The following is a 15,462-nucleotide window of genomic DNA, read 5'->3' as shown; positions in this document are numbered from 1 at the left end:
ATGTTACGCGTTCGATTCTTAGCTGCCCTGATGGGCGGCCTTTTCTGTTTGTGGGCTGATCTATCTCTGGCTGCCAAAACGGTTACCGACTTAGCAGGCCGCTCGGTTGAGCTGCCAACTAACGTAAACCGGATCGTGCTGGGAGAAAGCCGTTATATCCCTGCCCTTGCCATTTTGGATGGAGAGGCGCTGCCTGCCCGTTTAGCCGGCATGCTGCCGGATTTCGAAATGACCGATCCGGGCGGTTACGACCAATACCTGAACGCCTTCCCCGAGCTGGCGGATGTGCCCCGGGTGGGACACGCATCTGCCGACAACTTCAGTCTGGAAAGTGTGCTAGCTCTAGGGGCTGATTTGGCCATCTTCAGTCTAGAGGGGCATGGCCCCGGTGCCCGTAACCGGATGCTGATTGACCAGTTGGAGCGGGCTGGTGTCGCGGTGGTGTTCATCGACTTCCGCCAGAACCCGCTGGTGAATACACCAAAAAGCATGGCGCTTCTGGGTGAGGTGCTCGGGCGACAAGAGGAGGCACAAGCATTCAACCGCTTTTACCAGCAGGAGCTGACAAAGGTGACTGATGTGGTTGCGCAAATTCCTAAAGCCGATTGGCCTGGCGTGTTTCTGCACAGCCGTTTGGGTCTGCACGAAAGCTGCTGCGAAACCATGGTGGAGGGCATGATGGGACTTTTCCTCAAGGCCGCCGGAGCGCGCAATCTGGCAGAAGGGAAGGTGCCCGGTGTTAGCGGTGTACTGAACCTTGAATATTTGATCAGCAGCCCACCGGACTACTATGTCGCAACCGCTATAGGGTCACGCAAACACACCACCTCTGAAAATGAACACAGCTACGTGATGCTGGGGGCAGGCATCGACACCGCGACAGCTCGGGCCTCACTGGCACAAGCTACCGATCGGCCGGGCCTTCGTGCAGTAGAGCCTATCCGCGAGGGCCGTGCCATGGCCATCTGGCATCACTTTTACAATACCCCAATGAACGTCATCGCGGTTCAAGCGCTGGCCCAGTGGTTTCACCCTGAGGTTTTTGCAGAGCTGAACCCGGACGCCACACTGGCAGAGTTTTACCGGCGCTTTCAGCCGATCGAATTGGATGGCATCTATTGGGTTCGGGCCAGAGAGTCTGCCGAATGAGTACAGTGTCCCAGACACAACCGGTCAGGCAGGAAGAGCCTGCTCCTCGTGTGTCGTTAGCGAGGGAATATCGGCGTTTTGTTTGGCGCAGAGTTATGTGTCTGGTGGCGTTGGCAAGCGCGGCGCTGGTAGCCTTGTTGGTGGATATCGCAAGCGGCCCATCTATGCTGGGATTGGCTGACGTGGTTCATGGTTTGCTCAACCCTGAAGCCATGGATGCGGGCACCCGGGTTATTATCGAAGATATCCGGCTGCCTTATGCCTTGATGGCGGTTGTTGTTGGTGCGTGCCTTGGTCTCGCCGGTGCCGAGATGCAAACCGTGCTGAACAATCCGCTGGCCAGCCCGTTTACCTTGGGTGTGGGCGCCGCCGCGACTCTGGGCGCCTCGTTGGTGATAGCCTTCAATATCTCCTTTCTCGGGCTGGCGGCTCATGTGCTGCTGCCGTTGTCGGCCTTTGTGTTCGCTGCGGTGGCATCGCTTTTGATTCTGATTCTGTCGCGCTCTTTGGGTGCCTCGGTGCACGCAGTGGTGCTGTTCGGCATTGCTTTGCTGTTTGGTATTAACGCCGTGGTGGGGTTAATCCAGTTTGTTGCTGATGCCGAATCGGTGCAGCAAATCGTGTTCTGGACTATGGGTAGTCTGGCCCGCGCGAGCCTCGATAAGGTATGGATTGTGGCGTTGGTGCTGGCGGTATGTCTGCCCTTTTCGCTGCGCAATGCCTGGGCTATGACCCTCCTACGCAGTGGTGAAGAGCAGGCGCGAAGCCTCGGTATTCGCGTGGAGCGACTGAGGCTGACAGTGCTGATGCGGGTTAGCCTGCTCACTGCAGCGGCCATGTGCTTTGTCGGTGAAATTGGGTTTATTGGTCTGGTAGCCCCCCACATTGCCCGACTGATGTTGGGGGAGGATCACCGCTTCCTGCTTCCGGGCAGTGCACTGGCCGGGGCGGTTCTGCTGTCGCTGTCATCCATTGCCAGCAAGCTTCTGGTGCCGGGTGTGGTGCTGCCGGTGGGCATTGTAACTGCGCTGGTGGGGATTCCGCTGTTTATTCTGCTGATTATTGGCCGTAGCCGGAGGGTTGCCTTGTGACCTTGAAACTGGAATCGGTGACCGCTGGCTATCGAAACCGCTCTGTTTTCAGCGAGCTGTCTCTGCCGGAAATACCTGCGGGTGCGTTGGTGGCTGTGATTGGGCCGAATGCGGTGGGTAAGTCTACCTTGCTGAAGTCGATCGCAGGCTTGTTGCCTATCTCCGGCACCATGACCTTCACAGGGGAAAATCTGGCGGGGCTCACAGCCCATCAACGCACACGCCGTGTTGGTTACCTGCCTCAGCCGTTGCCGCAAGCCATTCCTCTAGTAGCCTACGAAACCGTGTTCAGTGCCTGCCGTTCGGCTCGAGGCGACTGGTCCCGGGAAGAGACCGAGCAGGCCATAGAGGAGGTATTCGACACTCTGGGTATTCGACAGTTGGCCTTGCGGCGCCTATCGGAAATGTCCGGTGGCCAGCGGCAAATGGTGGGGCTGGCTCAGGTGTTGGTACGCCAGACTCCGCTGATGTTGCTGGATGAACCCACCAGTGCGTTGGATTTGCATTGGCAATTGAACGTTTTGAACGCCGTGCGAGATGCCACCACTCACGCAAAGTCTATTGCGCTGGTGGCGTGCCACGATCTCAATCTGGCCCTGCGCTATTGCGATCAGGTTCTGGTGTTGTCACCCGACGGGCAAGCTGTTTTGGGGTTCCCTGAGCAGGTGTTAACGCCTGAGTTGCTGGCTCGCACCTACGGCATTGAAGCACGTATTGAGCACTGTTCTCAGGGGCAGCCCATTGTGCTGGCGGACCGTCCTTTGCCCGCCAGTGTTCGTTGAGTTTTAGGAGATTGTTATGCCGTCTATGAATGCCTGTGTTTCCACAGTCAATCCCAGCCGTTTGATAAACCGCTTATGCAAACATTTCAGCCATAAGATTGACGCCGAGTGGAGCGAAACTGACGGATTGCTTACCTTCTCTATCGGTGAGTGTCGGCTGAACTCCGGGAGCGGGGCGCTGACGTTGCTGTGCCAGTCTCCAACGGTAGAAGAGTTGGAGGAGTTGGGGCAGGTGGTGGCCTCCCACCTCGTCCGCTTTGCGGGTGATGAGGTGGGCGAAGTGGACTGGCACGTTGATTAGCCAAACAGTTCCTGCAGCTTCTCGCCCGGGTTGTCAGCGCGCATGAAAGACTCGCCTACTAAAAACCCGTAAATGCCCCGGCCTGTCATGGCTTCTACGTCGGCGCGGGTCATTATGCCGCTTTCGGTGATGGCCATGCGTTCTTTTCCGATGCGCTGGTGCAGGTTGAAGGTGGTTTCCAGCGATACGTCGAAGCTGTGCAGGTCGCGGTTGTTGATGCCGACCAGTGGGGTGCTGAGGGTTAGTGCGTCGTCCATTTCTTCGCTGTTGTGCACTTCTACCAATACGTCCATGCCGGTTTCGTGGGCTATGCCTTCGAGTTCTTGCATTTGGTCTTTGGTGAGGCACGCTGCAATGAGCAGTATGCAGTCGGCGCCGATGGTGCGGGCTTCGTATACTTGATAGGGCGCTACCATGAAGTCTTTGCGGATAACCGGGAGGCTGCAGGCGTTGCGGGCGGCAATTAGGTAGTCTTCGTGGCCTTGGAAGAAGTCGTGGTCAGTGAGTACTGACAAGCAGGCGGCGCCGCCTTTTTCGTAGCTTTGGGCGATGTCGGCTGGCTCGAAGGGGTCACGCAGTATGCCTTTGCTGGGCGAGGCTTTTTTGATTTCGGCGATGACCGCGGGTTTGCTGGATTCGATGCGTTGGCGCAGGGCGTTGGCGAAGCCGCGGGTTTCGGGTTGGTCGCCAGCCTGAGCTTTGAGGTCTTCTAGGCTTTTTTGCCGTTTGCGGGCATCTATTTCTTCCCACTTTCTTTCTACGATTTTGCGCAGGATGGTTGGGGTTTTGTCGTTTTGCTTGGCCATTTTTTTCATCCGTGTCCGAGCCGATGCAGTACCGCTTTCAAAAACACGCCCGTGAATACGTCCATGTAGGGCTTGGCTGCAGCCATCCTTGGCTGCAGACAGTTTTTGAAAGCGGTACTGCACCGGCTCTCAAAGTTCGGGTGGCGCCTGCTGACAGCTTAAAGCTAAAAGCAGATCTTTGTGAACTGCCCAGTGCGGCATTCGGTTACCGCGCAGTCTCTATTAAACCAGTGTTTTTTGGTTCAGAAACAGTGTGAAAAGTCCGCCAATTCCGCGAGTTTTCCGGCTGCAAGTCCTGATCCCATGGCGTCCAGTGCCATTTCAACGCCCATTTTGGCTGTCGGAGCCAAGCCCGCCACGTAAATAGCGGCGCCAGCATTGAGGGCGATCATGTCCCGGGCTTTTTCGGCCATTTCGTCGTGGCCTCTTCCGAAGGCGGCTTTGATCAGGTTCAGGGATTCTTCGGCGGTATCGACAGAAAGGCCTACCAGAGTCTGGCTTTTTATGCCGAGATCTTCAGGGGTGAGGGTGTATTCGGTGATTTCGCCGTTTTTCAGTTCTGCCACATGGGTCGCGCTGGCCAAGCTGATTTCATCAAGGCCGTCTTTGGATGCCACCACCATGATGTGTTCAGAGCCAAGTTTTTGCAGCACTTCGGCAATGGGGCGGCAGAGGGCTTTGCTGAATACGCCCACTAGCTGGCGTTTAACGCCTGCCGGGTTTGTCATGGGGCCGAGTATGTTGAATAGGGTGCGGCAGCCCAATTCTTTACGCGGGCCGACGGCGTGTTTCATGGCGCCGTGGTGAGCCGGGGCGAACATGAAGCCGACGCCGATTTGTTCTACGCAGCGGGCGACTTGTTCAGGTGTCAGGCCCAGATTGATGCCTGCTTGTTCAATCAGGTCGGCACTGCCGCTTTTGGAGGAGACGGCTCGGTTGCCGTGCTTGGCGACAAAGCCGCCTGCAGCGGCAACCACGAAGGCGGAAGCGGAGGATACGTTGAATAGGTTGGCGCCGTCGCCGCCCGTGCCTACTATGTCGACCAAGGGCTCGGCTTTGATGGCTACGCCAGAAACCAACTCACGCATGACTTCCACAGCGCCGGTGATTTCGTCCACCGTTTCACTTTTGAGGCGCAGGCCCATGAGCAGGGCGCCTATCTGGGCGTCGGTGGCTTCGCCGTTCATGACGATGCGCATTACGCTTTTCATTTCTTCCCGAGACATGTCGAGGTTTTCGGCCACGCGGCTCAGTGCGTCTTTCATGTTCATTGGATTCGCCTTTTTATTGGGTTCGCAGGAAGTTGCGCAGCAGTTCGTGGCCCTGTTCGCTCATGATGGATTCAGGGTGGAACTGCACCCCTTCGATGGCCATGGTTTTGTGGCGCACCCCCATGATTTCTTCCACGCTGCCGTCGCTGTTGCGGGTCCAGGCGGTCATTTCCAGGCATTCCGGCAGGCTGGCTTGTTCAATGACAAGGCTGTGATAGCGGGTGGCTTGCACAGGGTTGTTGAGGCCTCGGAATACGCCGGTGTTCTGGTGGTAAACAGGGGAGACTTTGCCGTGCATGACTCGTCCCGCGCGGATGATGTTGCCGCCGAATACCTGGCCGATGGCTTGATGGCCGAGGCAGATGCCGAGGATGGGTATCTTGCCAGCGAAGTGGCGGATGGCTTCCATGGACACCCCGGCTTCATTTGGCGTGCAGGGCCCGGGGGAAACCACGAGTCTTTCGGGGTTCAGGGCTTCAATCTGTTCCACGGTGATTTCGTCGTTTCGGTGCACTTGTACGTCGGCACCCAGTTCCGCGAGATATTGCACCACGTTGTAGGTGAAGGAGTCGTAGTTGTCGATCATTAATAGCATGATGTTTCCCTCGCCTCAGTGGTCAAAGTCGTTGTAGGTCATGGCCACCGCGCGGAAGATAGCGCGGCCCTTGTTCATGGTTTCTTTCCATTCAAGGCGAGGTACAGAGTCGGCCACAATGCCAGCGCCAGCCTGTATGTGCAGGGTCTTGTCCTTGATCACGGCAGTTCGGATGGCAATGGCGGTATCCATGTTGCCGTTAAACGAGAGGTAGCCCACGGCACCGCCGTATACACCGCGTTTGACCGGTTCCAGTTCGTCGATGATCTCCATGGCCCGGGTTTTCGGGGCTCCGCTCAGAGTACCTGCGGGCAGGGTGGCTTTGAGTACGTCAAGGCAGCTGGTGCCGTCTTTTACTTGGCCGGTGACGTTGGACACTATGTGCATCACGTGGGAGTAGCGCTCCACGGCCATTTTCTCGGTGAGCTTTACGGTGCCGGTTTCCGAAACGCGACCGGCATCGTTGCGGCCCAGATCAATCAGCATCAGGTGTTCGGCAATTTCCTTTGGATCGGCCAGCAGCTCGGCTTCCAGAGCACGGTCTTCCGCATCTGTAGCGCCACGTTTGCGGGTGCCCGCGATGGGGCGAACGGTGACTTCTCTATCTTCCATACGCGCGAGAATTTCCGGCGACGAGCCTACGATGTGGAAGTCGTCCAGGTCCAAAAAGTACATGTACGGCGATGGATTCAATACTCGTAGTGAGCGGTACAGGTTCAGGGGTGGGGCTTCAAACGGAATGGACATGCGCTGAGAGATGACGGTTTGCATCACGTCGCCGTCCAGCACGTAGTCTTTAATTTTATCCACCGCCGCTTCGAACTTTTCTTGACTGAAGCCAGACACAAACTCGCTTTCATCCACGGTTTTACCGCGCAGATGCATGGGTGTTTGAGGAGCATTGGCGGTCTGCCGGTGTAGTTTCTGTTCGAGTTCGTCGAGCCTGAGCTGGGCTTGTTCGTAACCGTCTTGGTCCGCTGGATCCACGTGCACAATCAGGTGCAGTTTGCCGCGCAAGTTATCGAACACCACCAGCTCGTTGGATACCATCAGCAGTATGTCTGGCGTGCCGATGCGATCCGGGGGGCAACTAGCTGCAAGGCGCTTTTCGATGTAGCGCACGGTGTCGTAGCCGAAGTAGCCCACCAGACCCCCGTTGAATCGTGGCAGCTCTTCCAGGTCCGGTGCATTGAAGCGTGCCTGATAACTGGCGACAAATGCCAACGGGTCGTCCACTTCAGCGCTTTCAACCAGTTCCCCGTGGCGGCGAATCTCTACCCTGTGGTCGAATACCTTGAGCACTTCCTGACTGGGCAGGCCGATGATGGAATACCGACCCCATTTTTCGCCGCCCTGAACGGACTCAAACAGGTACGAGTATGGCCCGCTGGCGAGCTTGAGATAGGTGCTTAAAGGAGTGTCCATGTCCGCAAGGACTTCGCGATACACGGGGATACGGTTGAAGCCAGCTTGGGCCAGCTTACGGAATTGTTCGGAGTTCATGGTCGGGCTTCCTGAGATCTGATCTGCGTTCGAGCAGGCCATTGGCAACACTGGCCGGTCCTGTCGAGTGGTGGCGCCAAGCGGGCATGCGCGCGCTGTTCGCCGAGCTGAGTATTATCAGCCGGTACGCCATCGCCACCATCGTGTTGCGCGGGTCGTGAGGATGCCTCGCGCTGCAGTCAGATTCAGTCCCTGCACGGCAGGAATCTCCCGAATTGATAAGAATGAATGTACAAGATCTGAGAGGTTACAAAAGCTCGCTCAGGGAATCAACCACAGCGTCTGCTCCCAGTGCCTGTACCGAGCGTCCAAAATTGTAGCCATAGGTGACAGCAACGCAAGGAATGCCTGCAGCTTGAGCGGCGCTGACATCTGCCGCAGAGTCGCCAACCATTACCGTGGTGCCGCGGCTGCCATTAAGAGTTTTCATGGCATGGAGCAGCGGGCCCGGGTCTGGCTTTCTTGTGTCCAGCGTATCGCCACCGATCAACAGCTTGAAGTGGTGGTCCAGCCCCAGTTGTTTCAGCAGTGGGCTTACAAACTGTTCTGGCTTGTTGGTCACCACAGCCATGGGGCAGCCCCGTTTACTTAGGGATTCAAGGCAGGCTTTTACCCCGGGGTACACCACAGCGTGCTTGCCGTTGAGTTGCCGGTAGTTGTTGTAAAACAACGCCAGAGCGTCGTTAAACAAGGCGTCGTCTGCAGCGCTCGCAGGTTCCCAATCGGCTTTGCCAGCTAAGGCCCGGCGCATCAAAACGGGAGAACCATGGCCTACCCACTCTCGCACCCGCTCAAGGCCAGCGGGTTTGCGCCCCAGCTGTTCAAGGGTGCAATCAACTGCTGCAGCAAGATCCGGAGCGCTGTCTACCAGAGTGCCGTCAAGGTCAAACAGTGCAACGCCGGGCCAGCGCTGGTTAAACAGGCCTGCTAGGCTCATTGGCCCGTCACCGTATGGCCCAGCGCCATGCGGGCTTGTTCGAGCTCTAGCCGCATGGCATCAATAGTGGCTTTGTAGTCGTCAGTGTTGAAAATAGCCGAGCCGGCAACGAAGGTATCTGCACCGGCTTCTGCAATTTCACGAATATTATCGGTTTTCACGCCCCCGTCGATTTCCAAGCGAATATTGTAATTGCTAGCGTCGATACGTTTACGGGCTTCTCTGAGCTTATCAAGGGTGCCGGGGATGAACTTCTGGCCACCGAAACCTGGATTAACTGACATCATCAACACCATATCGAGCTTGTCCATCACATGATCCATGTGGTGCAGCGATGTGGCCGGGTTAAATACCAAACCTGCCTTGCAGCCGCCCTCACGAATCAGTTGTAGGGAACGGTCGATGTGCTGGGACGCTTCCGGGTGGAAGGTTATGTAGCTGGCGCCAGCGTCGATGAACATGCGAATTAGGTCGTCCACCGGCGATACCATAAGGTGTACGTCGATGGGCGCGGTAACGCCGTGTTTGCGCAGAGCTTCGCAAACCATCGGCCCGATGGTCAGGTTGGGCACGTAGTGGTTGTCCATAACGTCAAAGTGCACCACGTCTGCGCCTGCGGCCAGAACGTTATCCACTTCTTCGCCCAAACGGGCAAAATCGGCAGATAGGATGGATGGGGCAATCAGATAGGGATTCATCACGGGTCTCGCAAACAATTGGCAGCTATTAATAATAATGACAGTCTAACAGCACACGAGCGTGTTTTCGTAGCCAGAGGAGCAGGAACTGTGCGCCGATTCAGAACAATAAGCCAAAGCCCTTACCTCATGAGCCTTTTCGGATGGCTTATGGCCGTGATCATGCTAGGCACTGCTGTGCCTGCATTGGCACAGGATGAAGCAGCAACCCCAGCAGCTACCCCGCCGACTCCGAATGAAGTGCGCGGCGTTGTGTCTTCCGGTTTGGGTGAGTGGGGGTTGAACCACAAATTTCCGGATTCTGCGCTGTGGCTCGAGCTTGAAGATGGCGCTCGCACGCTGGCGCTGTTTTGGCCCGAAACGGAAACTCCCGCAAGAGGGGCGGTGATTATTTTGGCGGATGAGGGGGAGAACGCAGCGTCTGGGCTTACTGGTACTCTGGCGCGAGAATTGGCGCACCGTAAATTGGCGGTGCTTAGTTTGGGTCTTGAGCCGCCGTCGGAAGCCCTTGAACGGATTCTTGAGCAACCGTTCGTTGCGCCCGAGCCAAAACCGAAAGCTGCGGAACAAAACCCGGGAGCGCCGAGCCCAGCTGCGATTGATGTTTTGGCGGCAGAAGCTCCAGGCGATTTGGAGGCAGCCTACCGCAAGCGCATTCTCGATGAACTCGCGGCGGCGGTTGCGGAGCTTAAAAACCGCGAATATGAGCTGACAGCGCTAGTGGGAATAGGGCGGGGAAGCAATTACGTTGTGGCCTATGCGGCGGAATTGGCCGCACCTACTGCTCTGATATGGGCTGGCCCAAAGTTTTATCCGCGTGATGCAAGGCAGTTGGCGGAAAACGTAAAGAAAGCCTCCGTACCTCGTATTCTGGAGTTGTCGTTATCCGACGCAAGCGGGCAGCGCAAGGCGAGGTTGGAGCGGGCCGGTGTGCAAGGGTTTAGTCGGCAAAATGTGGGGGCAGACATCGAATTCATGCCACGAGATGGCAAGGCAGTTGCGAGCAGGATCTCCGCTTGGTTAAAGCGGGATGGTCGTCAATAGTGACTAATCACTGTCAGGCCGTACCCACCAACTAATCAGTGTTTACTGATAGTGTCGCCGGATTAGCTCCCAGGCCTGTTGGTAGCGCAGAAGGCGCTCTTTTGCCAACGCATGCTCAGCGGCGCTGAGTTGTTGTTGCAGTAACTTGTCGGGATGGCATTCAGAGACTTTTTTCCGGTATGCCCGCTTGATTGTTGCAATAGGGTCGCGTCTTGTAACGCCAAGCAATGCGCAGGCCTGTTCGAGATTGACTGGTGCTGAGGGTGCGCTGCTGATGTCACCCCATACCCGGCTGGCGTAGCTGTCAAAGATGTCTTCGCTGATGGTGACTGGCATGCCAATCTGATCAATCGTGTCTTCGCAGCGGTAACGGCGGGGCTTACCCGGTCGGCCCTTCAGTTGGGCCGCGTGACACAGGCAAATAGCCATCTTTAGAGCCGGGGTAGGCCATATGCGATGGCTGAGCCTTAGTGTGAGTCCAGTGAGCGGCGGCAGGGTTTCAGAGGCTTTGCCTTTTTGGAAGCTGCTAATGGCTTTGTGTCTTTGTCGCTTCGACAGCTTTAGAGCTTTGATCAGGTTTTCTGCAAAACCTATATCTTGCTCCGAAACCCTACCTTCTGCTTTTGCAATATAACCTAGAAAGAAAAACAGTGGGCGTCTGCACCATCGGGGCAGATTGGTTTGGCCTATCAGCTTGTGTGCCTGATGGTTGGAGCTGGAAAGCTTGGCCAATAGGCCGGAGAAGGCTGCCTCCATTCGCGGAGGTAAGGCCGGTTGCGCAGAGCGAGTTGCCATCGCACTAGGGCTCCTGAATGGCCAGTTGTCGGTCTAATTCACGCAACCGCTCAGGCGTTCCGACATCAATCCAACGCCCGAAGTGATGCAGTCCGGCCACTCGGCCCTTTGTCATGGCTGTGCGCAGAACCGGCCCGAGCTTTCCGGCTTGGTCGGTCAGCCCTTCAAACAGCCTTCTGTGCAGTAGGCTGATGCCAGCGAAGGTGAGTTTCTCGCCTTCTTTCCCGGCGCACTCCTCAGAGAGTAGGCCGTTGTGGTTCAAACAAAAATCGCCTTTGCGATGGTGTGTGGGGTTGTCTGTCATCACCAGAACGGCATCGAGTGCGGAGTGCGAATCGGAGGTGGGAGGCTGTAGCCGAGTTAAGTCGAAGTCGGCCCAAATATCGCCGTTTATAACCATGAACCAGTCTGTGTCGTTCGATGTAAGCATCGGTAAGGCGCGGACAATGCCTCCGGCGGTTTCTAAAGGCTCACCTTCTCTGGAATAACTCAGCGATAAGCCGAAGCGCTCGCCCCCTCCCAAGGTGTACTCAATCTGCTCCCCGAGCCAGGCATGATTGATCACCACCTCTCGAAAACCAGCACGGTTGAGATGCTCAAGGTGGTGCTCAATGAGGGGCTTTCCTCCGGCGCTGAGCAGGGGCTTTGGCGTGGTCAGGGTGAGCGGTCTCATACGCTCGCCCTTGCCAGCGGCAAGAATCATCGCTTTCACAATGTGTACTCCTGGGCTGGAAGTGGGCCAATCAATTCTTCCGCTTTTGGCACAGCGACCGTTGCCAGCCAGTCGTGGAAGTGCCTCAGTGCAGGCTGGCGTTTGCTGGCGGTTAGTAAGTATCCAAGAGTGCGGGGGATGTCGTCCAAATAGCGCCGCTTTCCGTCGCGCATGGCCAAGCGGGCAAAAATACCCGCTGCTTTGAGGTGCCGTTGCATGCCCATAAGCTCAAACCATTGGCGGAAGGTGTCGCAGTCTGCGCGGTGAAGGCCCGCGTCCAAAGACTGTTTCCGGAAAGCTTCCAGCCAGTCGTACACACGTTCTTCAGGCCACTGTATATAGCAGTCCTTGAGCAACGAAACTACGTCGTAAGTCATAGGGCCGGTCACCGCATCCTGAAAATCGATAACTCCGGGGCGGCTAGTGTGTTCGCGCACTAGTAAGTTTCTGGAGTGGTAATCCCGGTGCACGGTCACTTCCGGTTGCGCCAGAGCGCTTTCACGAAGCAGGGCAAAGGTGGTGTCGAGCATGGATTTTTCTATGTTGTCCAGTGCCAGCCCTAGATAGCTTTCAAGCAGCCAGTCCCGGAACAAGCTCATTTCACGGTTCAGTAAGGCCGCGTCGTAAGCGGGTAGCGGGTAGTCGGGATGCGCGGGAACCTGCTGAATAAGGAGGAGTTCATCCAGCGCGTTTTGGTACAGGGAATCTACTGTATCCGGGGTTAGCTGGCCCAGCATTAACCGGTCGCCGAAGTCTTCCAGCAAGAGAAATCCGTGCGTCAGGTCGGCTTCAATGATGTTCGGAACCATAATGCCTGACGCAAGCCAATGCTGACCAATCTGAACGAACGGCCTGCAGTCCTCCAGTTCTGGCGGCGAGTCCATAACAATAAAGGAGTATTCGCTGCCGTTGGTGTCCGTTTTATGTACCCGGAAGTAACTCCGAAAACTGGCGTCGCCGGAAACGGGAATGGCTTCGGCGTTCTCGAAACCGGGGAACTGGCTGACCCAAGTGGTCAGCATCTGCAGGCGGTTATCCATAGCTCGGGCGATTGTCCTGGCGTTATTAAAGTGCATTGATGTCAAAACAGTGTACAAGCCATGAGCACGTGTACTATTCAGGTGCTGTTATCACGGCTCCTTTGCAAGGAGTATAAAGAGGGTAACGCGCTTTTGCAGCGGAGTTTCGTGTATCCGGCCCCGTTTCCGTTAACAAGCTTCAGAGGCATGTGTAAACTAGGCCGCTGTTGTTTGTGTATTGGTGCCCCGTTGCGCCATGCACACTCCTTCATGCAACTGGAACAGGAATCTTGCCATCGTGCCAATGCCCGACAGCTATCTGCAAGCGCAGAAAGGCACATTGCCGCGCCGGCTTGTGGGCCTGCTTGCCGGATGCGCTCTAATGTCGGTGGCTGGTTTGTCCTCCGCTGAAGAAGCACCTTCTGCCGCTGAAATAGATTGGCGCCCGAAAAGCCAGCTTCCGGATGCTGTCAGACATTCGCTACCGGCATTTTGCGCAGGCGGGTACTTGCCGCTTGGCTCCGAAGAAGGCAGTTCGGGGGTTTTTGGTGAAACGGCTGTCGAGGCGGCCGCCTTGCAGGCGAGCGGCCTGAGCGCCCGCTATGAGATTGATCAGGAACTGTATCTCCAAGGCGATGTTCAGGTGCGTCAGGGGAGCTTCCGTGTGTCTGGCTCCGAAGCAAGGTATAACCAGAATATTGGCCAGTTATCGATTGAAGGTCCTTTGGTCAGCCGCGGGAACGGCTTTTTGTTGACTGGGGAGCGGGCAGAGTACGATGTGGACTCAGGGCGCTTTGATATCAACACCGCGACCTTCCTTCTGCACGGGCCGGAAATGCGTGGTAGGGCCGGTAGCCTGTCGCGGCTAGACGACTCATTGGTAGAAATTCGCGATGGCATGTTAACCACCTGTGGTCCCCGGCAAAACGATTGGGCTATTGTTGCTTCCGAGATTGAATTGGATCAGAACGAGGGCTTCGGAACAGCGAAACATGTTCGTCTTGAGGTTTTAGATGTACCGGTGTTTTACTGGCCTTACGCCAGCTTTCCCATTGACGACCGCCGCAAAACCGGCTTTCTTTACCCGCAATTTGGTTCGTCCAGCGCAGGGAGCGGAGTCTTTCTGGCGGCCCCTTATTATCTGAATCTGGCCCCCCATTACGATGCCACTCTAACGCCGCAGTACATTCATGGCCGTGGGCTGTTCAACGAGGTTGAGGGTCGTTACCTAAGCGATTTTGGCCAAACAACTCTACAGCTTGGCTATATAGATAATGATTCCGACTACGAGGATGAGAACCCCGGGGAGTCTGGCCAGCGCTGGGGGTTGGATGCCGCCACGCGGGCGGCATTGGGCAGTGGCTGGACGGGGTATGGTGATTTTTCTGCAGTCAGTGACGAGGATTACCTGAGCGACCTGAACCGTAGTCTGGAAATTGACCAGACCACGCATCTGCAGCGCAAAGGCGGTGTGCGCTATCAAGGCTCGAATCAGTTTTTTGATGTATATCTTAACGACTACCAGACCGTCAGCGACCGAATTGCACAGGCGGATAGGCCTTACGCCCAACTGCCAGAGATGATCTACGCTGGCAGCACGGAAGCAGGCTGGCTAGAGGCCGGACTAGAGAGTCAGTACAGCTGGTTCTACCGTGACAACGACACGCTGACAGGGCTCGATAAGGCCAACGGCCAGCGTTTTCTGGCTCGCCCTGAGTTGGCGTTGCCAATGCGCGCCCTTTGGGGCTTCAGCCGCCCGTCGCTCAGCTTGGACTACACCCGTTACGAGCTGGAAGATTACAGTGCCGGTAGTGACAGTTTCGATCGCACCGTTCCAGTGGTGGAGTGGGACAACGGCCTGTATTTTGATCGCCAATCTACCTTGTTCGATGTGCCCTACAACCAAACCCTTGAGCCCCGCCTGTATTACGCCTGGGCTGATGCGGAAGCGGACCAGAACGACATCCCCTCGTTTGATACCGCCTTGCAGACCTTCCGCTTTGAGCAGTTATTCCGGCCAGACCGCTTTGTTGGAGGCGATCGGGTGGGTGATGCCAACCAGTTAGCGGTGGCCTTGACCAGCCGCTTTAATGATCTGGTGACCGGCTCCGAACGGGCCCGTTTCAGTATCGGCCAGATTCAGTATTTTGACGATCGCGAGGTGACTCTCTTCGGGGAGGGCGGGGGTGATCGCAGCCGCTCGCCGCTGGCGGGCGAAGTGGTATTAAACCCTTTTCAAAATCTGCAGGTTCGGTCTTCAGGGCTATGGGACCCTGAGACAGGCGATACTGAAGAGGGGCGCAGCCAGCTGATCTTTCATTCCAGGGATTACCGGTATCTGGCGAGTATTGGCCATACCTACAGCAAGGGAGAGTTGGAGCAATCGGATATTGCGGCGGTTATACCGGCAACAGACCGTGTTAGCCTTATCGGTCGCTGGGTGTACGATTCGGACTTGGATCGCACCGTTGGTTCGCTTGCCGGGATCGAGTACAACAACTGTTGCTGGAGTATCCAAATGGTTCACCAGAATTATCTGACGGATGACCAAACTCTGGATAGCCGTTTGCTGTTTCAGGTTCAGCTAAAAGGTCTGGGTGGCAGTGGCGGCGCATCCACATCGATCTCTAAGGCTATTTATGGTTTTGACGAGCGAGAGCGGCGTCGTTTCTGAGCCGTCTGATTAACGCTGCTATTTACACCCCCTGACGGCAACTGTGCCATTCCGGTACCCTATCCGCAGGCTTATTTCTTCATTA

Annotated in this window: 15 protein-coding genes; 6 read left to right on the top strand and 9 right to left on the bottom strand. The window is 56.3% G+C overall.

What is annotated here, in order from left to right; genetic code table 11:
• Genes FE845_RS05515 through FE845_RS05500 form a run of 4 tightly spaced genes read left to right on the top strand, consistent with a single transcriptional unit; the run spans position 1 to position 3,323 of the window.
• Positions 1-1,149: an ABC transporter substrate-binding protein gene (locus tag FE845_RS05515; RefSeq protein WP_200362192.1), complete on the top strand. Its 1,149-nt coding sequence runs from the start codon at positions 1-3 to the stop codon at positions 1,147-1,149.
• Positions 1,146-2,240 carry a FecCD family ABC transporter permease gene (locus tag FE845_RS05510; RefSeq protein WP_200362191.1) on the top strand — a complete coding sequence of 365 codons (1,095 nt, stop codon included), beginning with the start codon at positions 1,146-1,148 and terminating at the stop codon, positions 2,238-2,240. The genes FE845_RS05515 and FE845_RS05510 overlap by 4 nt, the downstream gene beginning before the upstream one ends.
• A complete protein-coding gene (locus FE845_RS05505) occupies positions 2,237-3,022 on the top strand; it encodes an ABC transporter ATP-binding protein (RefSeq protein ID WP_200362190.1) in 786 nt (261 codons plus the stop codon). The genes FE845_RS05510 and FE845_RS05505 overlap by 4 nt, the downstream gene beginning before the upstream one ends.
• 16 nt (positions 3,023-3,038) lie before the next feature.
• Positions 3,039-3,323 (top strand): DUF2218 domain-containing protein, encoded by a 285-nt coding sequence (locus tag FE845_RS05500; RefSeq protein WP_200362189.1) that lies wholly within the window; start codon positions 3,039-3,041, stop codon positions 3,321-3,323.
• Here the strand turns inward: FE845_RS05500 and trpC are convergent.
• From trpC to rpe, 6 genes are all read right to left on the bottom strand, one after another.
• Positions 3,320-4,129, bottom strand: coding sequence for an indole-3-glycerol phosphate synthase TrpC (trpC, locus tag FE845_RS05495; RefSeq protein ID WP_200362188.1), 810 nt, complete (start codon positions 4,127-4,129; stop codon positions 3,320-3,322). The two genes, FE845_RS05500 and trpC, sit on opposite strands and share 4 nt — an antisense overlap.
• Positions 4,130-4,371: 242 nt before the next feature.
• Positions 4,372-5,400, bottom strand: a complete 1,029-nt coding sequence (gene trpD / locus FE845_RS05490; RefSeq protein WP_200362187.1) for an anthranilate phosphoribosyltransferase — start codon at positions 5,398-5,400, stop codon at positions 4,372-4,374.
• A gap of 13 nt (positions 5,401-5,413) precedes the next feature.
• Positions 5,414-5,995 (bottom strand): aminodeoxychorismate/anthranilate synthase component II, encoded by a 582-nt coding sequence (locus FE845_RS05485; RefSeq protein ID WP_200362186.1) that lies wholly within the window; start codon positions 5,993-5,995, stop codon positions 5,414-5,416.
• Between the two features lie 15 nt (positions 5,996-6,010).
• Entirely contained in the window at positions 6,011-7,498 is a 1,488-nt protein-coding gene (trpE, locus tag FE845_RS05480; RefSeq protein WP_200362185.1) for an anthranilate synthase component I, read from the bottom strand.
• 247 nt (positions 7,499-7,745) lie between these two features.
• Positions 7,746-8,435: a phosphoglycolate phosphatase gene (locus FE845_RS05475; RefSeq protein ID WP_200362184.1), complete on the bottom strand. Its 690-nt coding sequence runs from the start codon at positions 8,433-8,435 to the stop codon at positions 7,746-7,748.
• Positions 8,432-9,133 (bottom strand): ribulose-phosphate 3-epimerase, encoded by a 702-nt coding sequence (gene rpe / locus FE845_RS05470; RefSeq protein WP_200362183.1) that lies wholly within the window; start codon positions 9,131-9,133, stop codon positions 8,432-8,434. The genes FE845_RS05475 and rpe overlap by 4 nt, the downstream gene beginning before the upstream one ends.
• 150 nt (positions 9,134-9,283) lie before the next feature.
• On the opposite strand from rpe, the gene FE845_RS05465 reads away from it, so the two are divergent.
• Positions 9,284-10,177, top strand: a complete 894-nt coding sequence (locus FE845_RS05465) for a DUF3530 family protein (RefSeq protein ID WP_200362182.1) — start codon at positions 9,284-9,286, stop codon at positions 10,175-10,177.
• Between the two features lie 42 nt (positions 10,178-10,219).
• Here the strand turns inward: FE845_RS05465 and FE845_RS05460 are convergent, their stop codons facing one another.
• Genes FE845_RS05460 through FE845_RS05450 form a run of 3 tightly spaced genes read right to left on the bottom strand, consistent with a single transcriptional unit; the run spans position 10,220 to position 12,724 of the window.
• Entirely contained in the window at positions 10,220-10,972 is a 753-nt protein-coding gene (locus FE845_RS05460) for a molecular chaperone DjlA (RefSeq protein WP_200362181.1), read from the bottom strand.
• A 4-nt stretch (positions 10,973-10,976) separates the two neighbouring features.
• Positions 10,977-11,684, bottom strand: a complete 708-nt coding sequence (gene murU / locus FE845_RS05455; protein WP_200362180.1) for an N-acetylmuramate alpha-1-phosphate uridylyltransferase MurU — start codon at positions 11,682-11,684, stop codon at positions 10,977-10,979.
• On the bottom strand, positions 11,681-12,724 hold the full coding sequence (locus FE845_RS05450) for an aminoglycoside phosphotransferase family protein (RefSeq protein WP_200362179.1): 1,044 nt from the start codon (positions 12,722-12,724) through the stop codon (positions 11,681-11,683). The genes murU and FE845_RS05450 overlap by 4 nt, the downstream gene beginning before the upstream one ends.
• 361 nt (positions 12,725-13,085) lie before the next feature.
• Between FE845_RS05450 and FE845_RS05445 the strand changes: the two genes are divergently transcribed.
• Positions 13,086-15,377, top strand: a complete 2,292-nt coding sequence (locus FE845_RS05445) for an LPS-assembly protein LptD (protein ID WP_265091988.1) — start codon at positions 13,086-13,088, stop codon at positions 15,375-15,377.
• Positions 15,378-15,462 lie beyond the last annotated feature (85 nt).

Origin of the sequence: Marinobacter sp. 1-4A, from assembly GCF_016597725.1 — a bacterium.
GTDB lineage: Bacteria > Pseudomonadota > Gammaproteobacteria > Pseudomonadales > Oleiphilaceae > Marinobacter.
This window is presented reverse-complemented; position numbering and strand designations above follow the sequence as displayed.

Bases quoted from the DNA above. Each gene is read 5' to 3' on its own strand.
- FE845_RS05465 (WP_200362182.1), top strand. From the start codon at position 9,284: ATGGCCGTGATCATGCTAGGCACTGCTGTGCCTGCATTGGCACAGGAT.
- trpE (WP_200362185.1), bottom strand. From the start codon at position 7,498: ATGAACTCCGAACAATTCCGTAAGCTGGCCCAAGCTGGCTTCAACCGT.
- FE845_RS05450 (WP_200362179.1), bottom strand. From the start codon at position 12,724: ATGGATAACCGCCTGCAGATGCTGACCACTTGGGTCAGCCAGTTCCCC.
- trpC (WP_200362188.1), bottom strand. From the start codon at position 4,129: ATGGCCAAGCAAAACGACAAAACCCCAACCATCCTGCGCAAAATCGTA.
- FE845_RS05515 (WP_200362192.1), top strand. From the start codon at position 1: ATGTTACGCGTTCGATTCTTAGCTGCCCTGATGGGCGGCCTTTTCTGT.
- trpD (WP_200362187.1), bottom strand. From the start codon at position 5,400: ATGAACATGAAAGACGCACTGAGCCGCGTGGCCGAAAACCTCGACATG.
- FE845_RS05445 (WP_265091988.1), top strand. From the start codon at position 13,086: ATGTCGGTGGCTGGTTTGTCCTCCGCTGAAGAAGCACCTTCTGCCGCT.
- FE845_RS05485 (WP_200362186.1), bottom strand. From the start codon at position 5,995: ATGCTATTAATGATCGACAACTACGACTCCTTCACCTACAACGTGGTG.
- rpe (WP_200362183.1), bottom strand. From the start codon at position 9,133: ATGAATCCCTATCTGATTGCCCCATCCATCCTATCTGCCGATTTTGCC.
- FE845_RS05460 (WP_200362181.1), bottom strand. From the start codon at position 10,972: ATGGCAACTCGCTCTGCGCAACCGGCCTTACCTCCGCGAATGGAGGCA.
- FE845_RS05500 (WP_200362189.1), top strand. From the start codon at position 3,039: ATGCCGTCTATGAATGCCTGTGTTTCCACAGTCAATCCCAGCCGTTTG.
- FE845_RS05475 (WP_200362184.1), bottom strand. From the start codon at position 8,435: ATGAGCCTAGCAGGCCTGTTTAACCAGCGCTGGCCCGGCGTTGCACTG.
- FE845_RS05510 (WP_200362191.1), top strand. From the start codon at position 1,146: ATGAGTACAGTGTCCCAGACACAACCGGTCAGGCAGGAAGAGCCTGCT.